The sequence below is a fragment of the Vannielia sp. ABF1_015 genome (assembly GCF_056160745.1).
In genome coordinates this window covers 640,627-654,780 of sequence record NZ_JBSWXT010000001.1, presented here as the reverse complement: position 1 = coordinate 654,780, position 14,154 = coordinate 640,627, and the positions used below count along the sequence as shown (strand labels likewise).

Sequence of the window (14,154 nt, the reverse complement as noted above, 5' to 3'; positions counted from 1 at the left end):
CTAACCTCTTGTCGGGGAGAGCAAAACGCGTTTGGGGGACAGCAATGCAAGATCAATCCGTGCAAGGTGTGGCCGAGCAAATACTCTCGCTCCGCGACGTGGAAGTGGCTGATTTCATTCGATCCGAAGTGTCGCAAAAGCGCCTGAGCGCCAAGCTGCACCTGTTGAATGACGGAACACGCCAAGGCAGCGCCGATTCGCGCAAAATGGCCCGTCAGGCGATCGAGCGGCTCGGATTTCTCTGATCCCGCCGCGCTTGGCACGGGCAACTCGCCTCAGTTCGAAAGCTGATTGCTGACGCCCACGGCACTGCCGACAAGCGCAAAGACAGTGCGCGCACTGGTCACCGGGCTTTCCGTAACAAGCACCGTGTCCTGCGGATGAATCGCGAATTTCTCGGCCGAGAAGAGCCCGTCCGCGCTGGTCAGGTCGATGGTGAAAACGGTCCGCGTGTTCTGCGGCCCTTTCACCCCGTCCGCCCGCACCGAGCGCGGGCTATACTGCCGCAGGATCAGCACGCCCTTGGGGTTGGCCCGCGAGTCTTCCAGCCCGCCGATCAGTGACATCGCATCAAGCGCCGAAATCTGCTCTTTCTCGAAGTAGATCAGCTGCTCTTTTCCGCTGGCCCCCAGTGCGCGGAAGTAGCGATCATCCGACACCAGCATCACCTTGTCACCGCCCACCAGCGTCGTGTCGAGGCGCGGATCGTCGTAGAGCCGCTGCAGCGAGGTGGCATAGGTGTGCCCGCCGCGCACAAGCCGCACGCGCGGGTTGCGCAGCGTGGCCTGCGGGCCGCCGCCCTGCGCGATCAGCCCGAGCACGGTAAAGCCGCCATCAGGCAGCGCCACGGTGCCGGGTGCATTCACGCCCCCCACGAGCGAAACCGCACTGCCCGTACCGGGCAAGACCGAAAGCTGCACCTGCGCCGATGGCACGACATCAATCATCTGGGTTTCCAGCTGGTGGCGCGCGGCCTCTTGCGTCTTGCCTGCAATCCGCTGTCGGCCAAGGTAGGGTACATAGATGTGGCCGCTCTGGCTGACGCGGAGGTTCTTCATCTCCACCAGCTTCGCGCCGGTCGGTGCGATGAGCGAGTTGTCCTCCGAATCCCAGACAATCAGATCAACCCTGTCATAGGGCCTGATCCGCGGTTCGCCCGTGCGTCCCGAGCCGCGCAGCCACCCGTCAGAGCGAATGCTCTTGCCGGTATAGGGCCAAGAGGAAAAGCGCGGCAGCAGGGCGCGGGTCACCGGATAAACGGCGATTTGCGGGTTGTCCGAGTTTTGCGCCCGCAGCACCTCGTTGGAGATTGCAGCGCCGCGTGGAAGCGAACAGGCCGCAAGCAGCAGAAAGACCACCAAAGGTCGGAAAACGTTGATCACGGCTGCCCCTTGCACTCTTTCGCTGCGGTCTTCGCGCCTCAGCATAAGCGCAAAATACTGTGGGGCAGCGCGCAGGGTCAACCTAGATGATGGGGCAGGCACAGGTACGCATAGGTTTTGTGCATCGCCACCACGCGCCGTAGCGAACGGCTCGGTTTGAACGGTGTTTTAGCGGATTTCGAGGCATTTAACCGGCTTCGGCCACATTCCCTCCCGCCTCCTGCCAAGGGCCAGCGGCATCACACGTCCATCGCATCTTGGAGTGTGGCCGACATGGCTGAGTTTGTACTGACAGGCGTTTTGGCAAGCGGGAGCACGGATTTTCCGACAATGCTTGGCACCCTCGCCAACACCACCAACGGGGTCATTCTCTTTGACCACGGCAACAACGTGGTGCGCACCTATGATGCCACCTCAAGCGGTCTGGCAGAGGTGGGCGCAAGCGGCTCGCTTGGCGGCCGCATAAGTTTTTCGCTCTTCTCTCAGGGGGTCAGCCTCGCGGGCACGGTGATTGACGCAGCCCTCGCCGAGGCCGCTGCGGGCGATAGTGGCTCCGAGCGTGCCTATCTTTCCACCGCCGAAAACCAGGCCAACGCCGCGTCGGTGCTCTGCGCCACGGTCAGCGGCACCGACTATCTCTTCGTCGCCCCGCAAAACGGCGGCGGCGTGGCTGTCTATGCCGTCACCAACAACGGCAACACGCTGACGTTCCGCGACAGTGTCGGAGACACAGAGGGCAGTTATGCCGCCAGTATCTCTGCCATGTCGGTGGTTGAGGTGAGCGGCACCACCTATCTGCTCGTGGGCTCTTCCAGCGAGCATGGCGTTACCAGCTATGCCGTGGGCTCCAATGGCACGCTCACCGAGGCCGACAGCTTTGGCCGCGACGAGAGCCTGCCGGTGCAAACCGTCACCGCGATGGACAGCGCGGAAATTGACGGCAGGCACTACGTGGTGGTGGCCTCCTCCGGCTCCAGCTCGCTGACAGTGCTCGAAGTCGCCCCCGGCGGCGCGCTCAACCCGGCAGAACACGTGGTCGACAGCCTTGATACCCGCATGTCCGGCGTCACCGCGCTTGATGTCGTCGAGCTTGGCGGTGGGCGGGTGCTGGTGATTGCCGGGGGCAACGATGGCGGGCTCACCGTGTATTCGCTGCTGCCCGATGGCCACCTCGTGCCCTTTCAGGTGATCGAAGGCAGCACCGATGCACCGCTCGACAGGATCTCGGCCATCGGCACCAACCTCACCGGCGACAGCCTCGATCTCTTTGTCACCACCGAGGGCGCGCCCGGCGTGACGCAGTTCACCCTCAATGTGTCCGACATCGGCAACCTCACCTTCACCACCTCCGGCACCCACCACGGATCTGCGCATGGTGATCTGATCATCGCCGGGAGCGAGCCGGTGCAGGTTCATGCGGGTGCGGGCGATGACATCATCGTCGACGGTCAGGGCCGCGACAGGCTCACCGGAGATGCGGGCGCCGATACCTTCGTGCTGATCGACGGCGATGCGGAGCGAGACCGCATCCTCGACTACGAGTTCGGGGTCGATACCATCGACCTGAGCGCATGGAGTATGTGCTATGGAACTCAGTGGATGACCTATAAGGCCCTGTCCACCGGCGCCCTGCGGATCACCTGCGGCAACAACAGCTTCGACGTGTTTTCCTCCGATGGCACGCCAATGACCGTGGAGGATTTCAACCGTATCTCCTTCACCTTCTCCAGCAGCTACGATGTGGTGCGCGCCCCGCTGCAAGAGCCCGGCCCGAACACCGGGGCCGAGTATTTCGGCACGCATGAGGCCGATGTGCTGACAGGCACGGCGGGTGACGACCAGATGCACGGCGGCGGCGGAAATGATCTGATGATCTCCGGCGGCGGCGCAGATAGCTATTGGGGCGGCTCTGGCATGGATACCGTCAGCTTCGCCGGCACCGGCCAGGCCCTGCGCGTCAACCTCTCCGACGCCAGCCAGAACACGGGCGAAGCCGCCGATGACCTCTTCTACGATATCGAGTCGCTCACCGGCTGCATCGCCTCCGACCACATCACCGGCACTGACGCTGTAAACCGGCTGGAGGGCGGCAGCGGCAACGACTGGCTCGACGGGCTCGGCGGCGATGACGTGCTGATTGGCGGTGACGGGCACGATGACATGCTCGGACGCGGCGGCAATGACTACATGGAAGGCGGCGCGGGCAACGACAACATGCCCGGCGATCTGGGAAATGACGAAATCCACGGCGGCCTCGGCAACGACCTTCTCGGCGGCGGCGAGGGCAATGACCTGCTCTATGGCGACGACGGCCACGATTGGCTCGGTGGCGGCGCGGGCAATGACGCGCTCCACGGCGGCGCGGGCGATGACCAGATGTCGGCAAGCTACGGAAACGATTCCCTGACCGGCAACTCAGGCAACGACCAGATCGCAGCCGGCCCCGGTGCCGATCACGTGCTCGGCGGGTCGGGCAATGACAACATCGGCGGCGGCGCGGGCAAGGATGTGGTCTATGGCGGCGTGGGCAATGATACCGTTGGGGCCGGTGACGGTGATGACCAGATCTGGGGCGACCATGGCGACGACACCCTCAATGGCGGCAACGGAAACGACGTGATCGAGGGCGGCGACGGTGCAGATCGGATCAACGCCGGCGCCGGCAATGACGTGATGACCGGCGGCGCCGATGCCGACACCTTCGTTTTTGCCACCCATGGTGGGGGCGAATATGACGTGATCACCGATTTCGAGGCCGATGGCACCGATGTGATCCAGATCGCCGGGGTGAGCGGCAGCTCCATGATGGATCGCTTCAACGCGCTCGACGCCACCCAGATCGGCGATGATGTGCACCTCACCTACGGCAGCCACACGATGGTGCTCGAAGATGTCTCGCTTCTCGATCTGGGCGTAGATGACTTTGTGTTCGTCTGAAGCGGGGCCAAGGCCCTACAGCGCGGGTGGCGGGCTCTTCATCAGTTCTTGATGATGGCGGATCGCCTCTGCAACATCGGTGTAATAGTGCATCTGGCCATTCTCCAGCACCGCGCCCTCGGTGCACAGCCGCTCCACCTGCCCCAGCGCGTGGCTGACAAAAATCGCCCCCGCCTCCTTCAGTCGCGCCTGAATCATCATCTCGGACTTCGCCTTGAAAGCCGCATCGCCCACGGCGGTGATCTCGTCGATCAGGTAAGTGTCAAAATGAATCCCCATCGACGCGCCGAAGGCGAGCCGCGAGCGCATGCCGCTGGAATAGGTGCGCACCGGCATCCTGAAGTGCCCACCAAGCTCGGCAAAATCCTCGACGAACTCCACCAGTTCGCCGGTATCGACACCATAGACCCGGGCCAAAAACCGCACGTTCTGCAACCCGGTCAGCTCTCCATGAAAGCTCCCGGCAAAGCCCACGGGCCATGACACCGTGCCATGAATTTTTACCTCACCCCGGTCTGGCTCCATCGCGCCCGAGATCATCTTGAGCAGGCTGGATTTGCCCGCGCCATTGCGGCCCAAGATGGCAACAGCCGTCTGCGCCGGAAAGGTCATGCTGAGGTTGTCGGCCACCAGCTTGCGCTCCCCCTTCACGTGATAGGCCTTGGTCAGGTTACGCAGTTCGATCATCGTTCAGCCGTCCGCGCCGGTCAGCGCCGGTCTCTCAGCGAGTAATACACCATCGTCAGCACCGTCCATGTGGTGGCAAGTGCGCCCAAGAGCGTCATCAGTATGCTCCAACGGCGCGGAAACAGCGGAGTCTCAGCCAATTCCGGTTCGATGTATGTGGCAAGGTAGCGCGATTGGCGCTGGCCATCCGCCACCGCCACATCATAAGCGGCCAGCGTCGCCACATAGGCCTCTTCGGCAAACTTCTGATCCACCGCCAGCGCCTCGTATTGGCCGATAAGCTGCGAATAGGCCTCCCGTTCTTGGTTGGCATCGCCCTCGCTGGAAAAGCGCGCGCGTTCCTCCGAGATCCGCTGGCGGATCACATCCACCCGGCGGTCGGCCTGCACGATACGCGGGTCATCGTTGCGGCTGTTCTGGCGTAGCAGATCCAGCTCGATCAGCGCATTGGCCAACTCGCCCTGCAGCGTATTGAGCAGCCCCATACGGCCCCGAATATCCGCCTCCGGGTCAACGATCTGGTTGCGGGTGCGAAACTCCGTCAGCGCGGCGCGCGAGGCCTTGAGGCGCTCCAGCGCCCTATCCAGCTCTGCACGGGCATAGCGGGTGGCATCCTCACGGGCCACGGCAGACAGGGCGTTGATCGTCCGGTCGCTCTCCTTGCGGATGGCCAGAGCGATGGCATGCGCATCCTGAGGGGTGAAGGCCTTAACGCGTATCTCGATCAGGTGGTTCGAACGGTCGAAATACACCTGCACCATGCGCGTCCAATAATCCGACATCGCCTCGATGCGGGTGTCCTCCCCGAGCGAAAACACCGGGTCCGAAGCGCGGGTATAGGCCGCAACAAGGTCAACCTCCTGCATGACGGCGCGCACCATGTTCGGGCTCTGGATGTATTCAAACAGAATGTCGGTGTCGTTGGTCGATGAGCCACCTGTCAGGTCGGTGATCCCGCCAAGGATCTCCACCGCGCTGCCGGTGTCTTCCTTGCGCACCGAAAAGCCGAGGGTGCTGGCGTATTGGTCCTCCGCCTGCGTGAAAAGATACCACGCCGCCACCGTCACCGGGGCAATCACCATCAGGATCATCGAGATGAGCAGGCCCCAATGCCGCCGCCGGGGCCGCGCACGCGGCGCAGGGGCGCGGACGGGCTGGGGAGGCGCGGCTTTGGCGGGGGGTGCGCCGGGCGGCGAGGCCGCAGGCCCGGCACGGTTTTCCGCGACCGGCCCGGCAGGCGGTGCCTTATCGGGGGGGCTTTGGGGTGCTGCTGCGGCGGCGGCCTCGCTCTGGGGCGAGTCGCTCAATCTGTTGGCTTTCATCCTGCCGCTATGCAATCAAGAGGTAACTAACCCGTTGAGGTTGCGCTACCTGTGACAAAGTCACCCACAGATAACGAAAAGGCACCTCTACCACCGCTCCCAGGCTCGCGGCCTGCTCGGTTTCGCACATGGCGCACGATTGCGGCACTCTTCGTGCGCGAAATGTCCACAACCTACGGCCGCAACGCGATGGGCTACGCCTGGGCGGTGATCGAGCCCGTCGCCGGAATCGCGCTGCTGTCGCTGGTGTTTTCTCTGGCGTTTCGCTCGCCCTCACTGGGCACGAATTTTCCGCTGTTCTACGCCTCGGGCCTGCTGCCGTTTCTGGCCTACATGGACGTGAGCCAGAAGGTCTCGCTGTCGATGCGGTTTTCACGCCCGCTGATGTTCTATCCCGGCGTCACTTTCGTCGATGCCCTCGCCGCCCGGTTCTTGCTCAATTCGATCACCCAGATCCTCGTGGCCATGATCGTGATGGCCGGCATCATCCTGCTCTACGACATCCGCGTCATCCTCGACATACCCCGCCTGTCTCTGGGGATGGGGCTGGCGCTCTGGCTGGCTTTGGGCGTGGGCACGCTCAACTGCTATCTGCTCTCCACCTTTCCACCATGGGAGCGGACATGGGCCATTCTCAACCGGCCCCTCTTCATCGTCTCCTGCATCTTCTTCGTCTTCGACAGCGTGCCCCAGCCCTATCAGGATTGGCTCTGGTTCAATCCGCTGATCCACTGCATCGGCTTCATGCGGGCAGGTGTCTATGCAACCTATGACGCAAGCTATGCCTCGGTGGGCTACGTTCTGGCCTGCGGAGGCATATCACTGGCGCTTGGCCTGTTGTTTTTGCGGCGCCACCACAAAACGATCATCGACAACGGATAGAACAGCGCGGTGTATGCGCCGCAGCAAAAACGGGCGCAGGCGAGAATGCCCGCCGCGCCCGCCAATTCATGTCGTCAGGCCTCAGACGAAGTCGAAGTGGTCCGAAACGCCAAGCGCGTAGTCCTCGGTGCCATCCACAAGCTCGCCGTCAAGGTCCAGCTCCACCGGCATGTCAAAATCCATCGCCGGCTCACCAAGCTCCGCAGCGGTATTCTCGGTGTCTTGCTTGAAGATAAAGACATCCGCCTCGCTAACGATCATCTCTTCTTGGCCGAAGAGGACGCCGCCAAACAGGCCACCGCCTCCGCCGCCAGTGCTACCACCGCCGCCGTCGGTCGAGCCGCCGCCACTGCTGCCGCCGCCACCGAAGATGCCGCCGCCAAAAAGGCCACCACCGCCGCCGCCGGTCGAGCCGCCAGAGCCGCCGCCATCGGTGGAGCCACCGCCCGTGCCGCCGCCACCACCAAAGATGCCACCGCCAAACAGGCCGCCACCACCGCCGGTCGAGCCGCCAGAGCCGCCACCATCGGTCGAGCCACCGCCCGTACCGCCGCCGCCACCGAAGAGGCCGCCGCCAAACAGGCCGCCACCACCGCCGGTCGAACCGCCCGAGCCGCCGCCATCGGTCGAGCCACCGCCCGTGCCGCCGCCGCCACCGAACAAGCCGCCGCCGAACAGACCACCGCCGCCGGTCGAACCGCCGGTCCCGGGTTCGGGCTCGGGCTCCGGTTCTGGCTCGGGTTCCGGCTCTGGCTCGGGCTCAGGTTCCGGCTCAGGCTCTGTGCCCGCCAGTTCAAGCATGTCCGAATAGGTGAGTGTTTCGTCGCTGAACTCGTAGAACTCGACGCTGCTGTAAGTGTCGGTGCCGAGGCTCGAAGTCACCTCAATCGTTCCGCCGCCCATGTCGGTGACGGTGATGCCGCCGGTGTCGATGGTATAAACCACCCGATCCGTGCCGTTGCCGCCGTTGAAGGTATCGTCGCCAAGGCCCTCAAAGTACCGGTCGTTACCGCCGCCGCCCTCGATGACATTGTTGGCGTCATTGCCATAGATCGTGTCGGCACCCGAGCCACCAATGACATTCTCGATCACGGTGCCCTGCGCGATGACGAAGCTGTGCATCGCGGCGGCGTTGCCGTTGTCTTGCCCGACAAGGCTGATCTGGCCTTCGCGCAGGTCGATGGTCTGCGCAACCGAGACGGTCGAGAAGTCGAAGGTGTCGGTGCCGCCGGTATCGAGCACGGTCAGGGCCACGTCCCCGCCTCGGTAAATGCTGGAAGAGATGGCATCGCCATCCCAGATCGCGCCCATCACATCGCCCGTCAGGCCACCGAGGGTGTTGTTGGCAAACCACGTGGTATCACCGCCATAAACCGAGACCGGCTCACCATAGAGCGCCCAGACGGCGGCAATATCGGCGATCATCGGCGTGATGACATTGGCATAGGGCGCAAAGCCCGCCTCTTCCATGTCGAAATACGACATGATGGTGAACATCGTGCTGTCGTTGTTGAAGTGGTTGTTCACACCCCAATTGGCAAATCCATCGTAATTGCCCGAGTGCACGAGGCCCAGAGCGTGGCCGATCTCGTGCATGTAGGTCAGGAAGGAATAGCTATCGAGCGTGGTGCCGTAAGATGTCAGCCAGCCTGCACCCACGTTCACATCGGCGTAGTTGATCACCCCTGTGTTCGGATTAAAGCTCGAAGGCCCGGCAAAGGCACCGCTCTGATCGTCGTCAAAGCGAATGTCGGCGATGCTGGAGTTGTACGTCACGCTAAAGGTGATGCCAGTCACAACCGACCACTGCTCAAGCGCCTGAAGCGCAAGCTGCTGGCCAGCCGGGGTAAGGTTGGCGATGTAGACATACATCGTATCGCCGGTGTTCTCGTCATGCCCGATCGCAGTCGGAATGCCCCAGCCAAACTCGGTCAGCTGGCTGACGATATCTTCGATGCGGAAATCATCGGTGGTGGTGCGGATTATGTAGTCGCCGGTCGCACTGGAGTCATAGCCGCTGACGGCAATGTAATAGGTGCCGGTCGCCGGCACGGTGTATTCGATCAGCGAAAAGTAGTTCTGCCCGGAATAGAAGGCATCATCGTTGAAGGCGACCTGCGTGCCATTCGAGTTGTAAAGAGTCAGCGTCGTGTCGGTGATTCCCGCAACGGCGCCATTGGTGCCATAGACGTTGATAACAACCGATTCGCCCGCCGTCAGCTCAATGGCCACCCAGTCGTCATCGCTGCCAGAGCTGATCTCGCCCTCAAAGGTATCGCCCAGTTCGATGGTATAGGCCGTGCCCATGCCCGCAGCCGCGTCAGCGCCTTCAAAATGGTCTGCCGCTGGCAAATCATTGAGGAAATGCTGGTTTAGGTCAGAGCCCTGCAAGGCACCAAAAATCGGAGAAAATGAAATCTGCGGGGTCGCCTGATAGCAAAGCTGACACATTTTAAACTATTCCCATCCATTCTGCGCCTGAACACGGAGCTTGGGCTCCGAACCAGTGGGCCGGACCCTGTCCGAGCCCGATGACCATTCTAGGGCGTATACATGACCGAAAAGTGCAAACCTGCCGTTACCGTAAATCCAGCACATGCAGAAGCCACGCGCAGCCTTCCTCAAAATTCAGCCCGCCCTACCGGCGGTTCTGACTTGTCATACCCGACAGGCACAACCGAGGGAATCGCGGATGCGTCGGATCGGCAGGATTACGTTGCAGTCATCATGGCGGTGTTTCGCCCCGACCACACTCAACTGGAAGCGCAGGTTGCAAGCATCGCGCGCCAAACCCTGCGCCCCTCGCTGCTGATCGCCGTCATCGCCGATCTGGAATCAGGGCCGCTGGTGCAAGAGATCGCCAGCCGCCATAGGCTTGAGTGTTCGCTTGTCGTGCCCGAGCAGGGGCTCGATGCACCCCGCGCCTTTGCCGCCGGGCTCACCGCCGCAACCGAGCAAACGCCCCCCGGCGCGCTCATCGCCTTCTCCGATCAGGATGACATCTGGCACCCCGCCAAGCTGGAGCGCGGAGCCGTGGCGCTCGATGATCCAAGCGTCAGCCTCGTGCACTCCGACGCCCGGGTTGTCGATGCCGCCGGAACGGTGATGCATCCCTCGCTTTTCGCGATGGAGCGGCGGCAACGCAAGCCCGGCCTTCGCGACTTGCTGCTGCGCAACAACGTCACCGGGATGACAATGCTGTTCAGGCGCGAGCTGGCAGAGCTGTCGCTGCCCTTTCCGGCGCAGGCGGGCGTGCACTTCTATCACGATCTGTGGCTTGGGCTTCTGGCCACCGCACGGGGGCGGGTGGTGGTGTTGGATGAGCCGCTTGTCGACTACCGCCAGCACGAGGGCAACGCCATCGGCGCCCTGCAGCGCGGGCGGGGTGGGTGGCGCCCACAGTTCGGGCGCAAGGCGCTCTGGTCCTGGGGGCGGCGGCGTGCCACCAGCTATGCGCTTGCCCGCTACCTCGCCAGATCGGTGCAGGCCCGCATCTCCGAGTTCGTGCTCGCCGGGCGGCTTGCGCCCAATGCCGCCAACACTCAAGCGCTCAAGCCCTACCTGCGACGGCGCGGGATTGGCCTGCCGCTGGTGGCTGATGCCGCGCGCCTCCTGCTGTTCGGGCGGCTTGATCTGGCCCGCACTTCCATGTGCCACGCCACCATCACCGCCGGGCGGCTCGGGCTTTCGCTGCGTGAGGCGCTCAAGAGCGGGCTCAATGAGTCCCTTGGCCGCTTCGACACGCGGCTTTACGGGCTGTCACCCGGCGTCGCACCCCCCGAGCTCGACAGCGGCGGCAACGTGATCATCAAGGAGCTGGCGCTGGAGCCCGCCCCGCCGCCCCAGCAACGCAGCAAACCCGCGTCGAGCTTTATCGACACCCGCAAACTGCCCTCTTGGCGGCCCCGGTTTGATGCGCCGGAGCCCGCGCTCACCCTACTGGTGCCCACGCTCAACCCCACCGAGGCCTTTGCCGGCATCGCCACCGCGATAGACATCGGCATCGGCCTCGCCGCGCGCGGGCACAGGGTCCGGATGATCGCCACCGACCTGCCCATTGCCAACGCCGCAGCCTCTCGCGCCTTCGTCGAGGGCCGCATTGGCAATGGCGGGGCCGAGACCGCCTCTCGGATATCGCTCCATTGCGGCATCACCGGCGACACCAGCGGCCCCGAGGGGCCGGAAATCTCGCAGCACATTGATGATTACTTCCTCGCCACCGCATGGTGGACAGCCCATGTCGCCCGGAGCCTGACCAAGGAATACAACATGGGGCAGTGGCGTTTCATCTACCTGATTCAGGACTACGAGCCCAACTTTTACGCTTGGGGCACCACCTTTGCCGAAGCGGCCGAGAGCTATGGCATGGATTATCTGCCGGTGTTCAACACCACGCTCCTGCGCGATCACTGCGCCAATCTCGGCCTCTGCGCCCCGGATGCGCTGGCCTTCCGCCCTTCCATCGAGGTTACGCGCTACAGCACCGGCACCCGCCCGGCCCGCAGCGGGCCACGGCGGCTGGCGCTCTACGGTCGGCCCGAGGTGGAGCGCAACATGTATCCGATGGCCATCGAGGCGCTGGAGCGCTTCGTGGTGGCCGAGGGGCTGGGCCGCGATGACATCGAGCTTGTCTCGGTCGGGCTTCAGCATGATCCGGTCGAGTTCTCCACCGGGGCCCGCCTCACCAGCCTCGGCAAACTCCCGTGGGAGGACTATCCGGGCTACCTGCTCTCGGTCGACCTCGGGCTTTCGCTCATGCTCTCCCCGCACCCCAGCCACCCGCCAATCGAAATGGCCGCCTCTGGCGTTCGTGTGGTCACCAACACCTACGGCAGCAAGGATCTTTCGCGGCTGTCTCCCGCAATCCTCTCGCCCCAGCCCACGGCGGAGGGCCTCTCTGCCGCCCTGTCCCACGCCTGGGCCGCAGGCCCGGTGCCTGACGCCGAGCGCAATATCGACCTCTCGCCACTCGGCCTGCCGATCGACGAGATGATGGACCAGCTCTCTAACCTGCTCTCGCAGGTGCAAACCAAATCGGAGGCCGCCGCATGACCCGCTCCATTCTTCTTCACATCGGTATGCACAAATGCGGATCGACCTATCTTCAGCAGGTGCTCCTGCGCAATCAGCAGGCCCTCGCGAAGGCAGGCATTGCCTACCCGCATGACGGCAAGGGACACCCCGGCAATGCCGAGGGGATCGAACGCGCCGGGGCCGCACGGCTGGAGGCCCTCTTTGGCCCGCATCAAAAGCTCGTGCTCTCCTTCGAAGACCTCATCAGCCTCGGCTCCAAGGCCCGGCCCTTTGCCCGCGCGGTGGAAAAGCTGGGCGCAGAGGTGGAGATTGTCACCTTCACACGGCCCTTCAACGAATACATCTTCGGCGATTACTCGCAGATGATGAAGCAGCACTTTCGCACCTTCATCGCCTCCGCCGCCCCCTACGGCGGCAAGAGCTTTGAGCAGTTCGTTGTCTCCCGCGCTCGCCAGATGAACCCCCGTGGCTGGATGAAGGCATGGCGAACGACCCTGCCGGAGGCGCGCTTCACCCTCGCCAGCCACCGCGCGATCCGCACCACCATCGAGCCGTTCTTGGAGGGGGCCACGCTGGATTGGGAGGTGCCCCGCGATCTCACCAACCCCTCCCTGCGCACCGAAGACTGCGACCGCATCGCCAAGATGATCCGGCTCGGCGAGGCCCCGAAAGAGATCGTCACCGCCGTAAAGAAGGCGCTGCACGAGCCCTCCAAACCCGACGCAGGCCGAACGTCAGAGCGCATCGCCTGGATCGAGGCCGTGTTTGAGCGGCACAATCAGGCCCTGCGCGAAGAGTTTGGCTACGACAATCAAGCGCCCCCCGCCTGACGCGCGCGGCGGGGGCGACCGCAAATCGGGAGAGCGGGCGCCGCTTACAGGCGCCCGAAGATCACCGAAAGCCACATCACCGAGCTGGCGAATTGCGTTTGTCGGTGAATGCCCACGTTGCGCAGCATCTTCATGCGCACAGCCAGCGGCTGGTGTCGGGCAATGACCAATCGGCGCAACAGGCTGCGGTTCTCGGGGGTGAAATACTTGGCACAGGCCTGCAGGGCGGCGAGATTCACCTCCATCCAGGTCTTGTAGGTGCCATCCAATACCATCCGCAGCCGGCTCGCCCGGGCGCGCATGCCATCGTTCGCGCCGATCAGGTTGTCGCCGTGCTGGCGATACAGCAGGCTCGGTGCGTCGTCATGAATCACGGTGCCGCCCGCGCCGGTGATCAGCTGATACAGCCACCAATCATGCACCACCACATCCTCCACGTCATGCGAGGCGGCATGAGCAAGGCGACTGGCAGCCGGGTTCAGCACGATGGTGTTGCCACCGGCGATGTTCTGCACCAGCGCGTTGGCAAAGCTCGGGGGCCTGGGGCGGGCGGCAGACAGGCGATGATTGTCGAGCCCGCCATCGGTAACAAGGCTCCGGCTATGATACATCGCTGGCGTGTTCCACGGCATGTCCTCAAGCCGCTCCACCGCCCGGCCCAGCTTGTGCGGAAGCCAAAAATCATCCTGATCAGAGAAGGCCCAGTAGCTCCCCGGCTCGACCTCCCGCATCAGGTGCAAAAAATTCGCCGCAGCACCCCGCCCGGGGCCGGCAATCCGGGTGATCCGAGCCGCAGAGGGGTGGGCCTCAAGGATGTCATCCGAGCCGTCATCTTCGCCATCAATGCTGGCAACGAGGGCCCAGTTCTTGTGCTGCTGATCGGTCAGGCTGTCGAGTTGGTCGGGCAGATGCGCCGCGCCGCGATGCACCGCCATCAACACGGTCACAGGCGGCCAATCGGCCCGCGTCGCATATCCCGAAACTGCCGTCTGCCATTCCGGCGTTGCCTGCAACATGGCCAGCCCCAAACCCTAGTTCCACTCCGCAAAGCCGCCCGGGCGAGCACTGGCCCGTTCTCCA

Annotated in this window: 10 protein-coding genes; 5 read left to right on the top strand and 5 right to left on the bottom strand. The window is 63.6% G+C overall.

Annotation, left to right across the window (positions count from 1 at the left end):
* The first annotated feature begins 44 nt into the window (after nucleotides 1-44).
* Nucleotides 45-245 carry a hypothetical protein gene (locus tag ACXAG6_RS03295; protein WP_475335001.1) on the top strand — a complete coding sequence of 67 codons (201 nt, stop codon included), beginning with the start codon at nucleotides 45-47 and terminating at the stop codon, nucleotides 243-245.
* A gap of 30 nt (nucleotides 246-275) precedes the next feature.
* Here ACXAG6_RS03295 and ACXAG6_RS03290 read toward each other — a convergent pair whose 3' ends face one another.
* Nucleotides 276-1,382 carry a polysaccharide biosynthesis/export family protein gene (locus ACXAG6_RS03290; RefSeq protein WP_475334998.1) on the bottom strand — a complete coding sequence of 369 codons (1,107 nt, stop codon included), beginning with the start codon at nucleotides 1,380-1,382 and terminating at the stop codon, nucleotides 276-278.
* A 273-nt stretch (nucleotides 1,383-1,655) separates the two neighbouring features.
* Between ACXAG6_RS03290 and ACXAG6_RS03285 the strand changes: the two genes are divergently transcribed.
* Entirely contained in the window at nucleotides 1,656-4,319 is a 2,664-nt protein-coding gene (locus tag ACXAG6_RS03285; protein ID WP_475334996.1) for a calcium-binding protein, read from the top strand.
* A 15-nt stretch (nucleotides 4,320-4,334) separates the two neighbouring features.
* Here ACXAG6_RS03285 and ACXAG6_RS03280 read toward each other — a convergent pair whose 3' ends face one another.
* Together ACXAG6_RS03280 and ACXAG6_RS03275 are read right to left on the bottom strand one after the other, a co-directional pair.
* Complete coding sequence (locus ACXAG6_RS03280; protein WP_475334994.1) at nucleotides 4,335-5,006, bottom strand: ABC transporter ATP-binding protein; 672 nt, start codon at nucleotides 5,004-5,006, stop codon at nucleotides 4,335-4,337.
* Between the two features lie 20 nt (nucleotides 5,007-5,026).
* On the bottom strand, nucleotides 5,027-6,313 hold the full coding sequence (locus tag ACXAG6_RS03275; RefSeq protein ID WP_475334992.1) for a KpsE/RkpR family capsule polysaccharide export protein: 1,287 nt from the start codon (nucleotides 6,311-6,313) through the stop codon (nucleotides 5,027-5,029).
* 66 nt (nucleotides 6,314-6,379) lie between these two features.
* Between ACXAG6_RS03275 and ACXAG6_RS03270 the strand changes: the two genes are divergently transcribed.
* Nucleotides 6,380-7,210, top strand: a complete 831-nt coding sequence (locus ACXAG6_RS03270) for an ABC transporter permease (protein WP_475334989.1) — start codon at nucleotides 6,380-6,382, stop codon at nucleotides 7,208-7,210.
* 81 nt (nucleotides 7,211-7,291) lie between these two features.
* On the opposite strand, the gene ACXAG6_RS03265 is transcribed toward ACXAG6_RS03270, so the two are convergent.
* On the bottom strand, nucleotides 7,292-9,562 hold the full coding sequence (locus ACXAG6_RS03265; protein ID WP_475334987.1) for a M10 family metallopeptidase C-terminal domain-containing protein: 2,271 nt from the start codon (nucleotides 9,560-9,562) through the stop codon (nucleotides 7,292-7,294).
* A gap of 303 nt (nucleotides 9,563-9,865) precedes the next feature.
* Here ACXAG6_RS03265 and ACXAG6_RS03260 point away from each other — a divergent pair, with 303 nt between their 5' ends.
* Together ACXAG6_RS03260 and ACXAG6_RS03255 are read left to right on the top strand one after the other, a co-directional pair.
* Nucleotides 9,866-12,262 carry a rhamnosyltransferase WsaF family glycosyltransferase gene (locus ACXAG6_RS03260; RefSeq protein WP_475334984.1) on the top strand — a complete coding sequence of 799 codons (2,397 nt, stop codon included), beginning with the start codon at nucleotides 9,866-9,868 and terminating at the stop codon, nucleotides 12,260-12,262.
* Complete coding sequence (locus ACXAG6_RS03255) at nucleotides 12,259-13,074, top strand: hypothetical protein (protein WP_475334981.1); 816 nt, start codon at nucleotides 12,259-12,261, stop codon at nucleotides 13,072-13,074. The genes ACXAG6_RS03260 and ACXAG6_RS03255 overlap by 4 nt, the downstream gene beginning before the upstream one ends.
* A gap of 44 nt (nucleotides 13,075-13,118) precedes the next feature.
* Here ACXAG6_RS03255 and ACXAG6_RS03250 read toward each other — a convergent pair whose 3' ends face one another.
* Nucleotides 13,119-14,090: a glycosyltransferase gene (locus tag ACXAG6_RS03250; protein WP_475334980.1), complete on the bottom strand. Its 972-nt coding sequence runs from the start codon at nucleotides 14,088-14,090 to the stop codon at nucleotides 13,119-13,121.
* Between the last annotated feature and the right edge of the window lie 64 nt (nucleotides 14,091-14,154).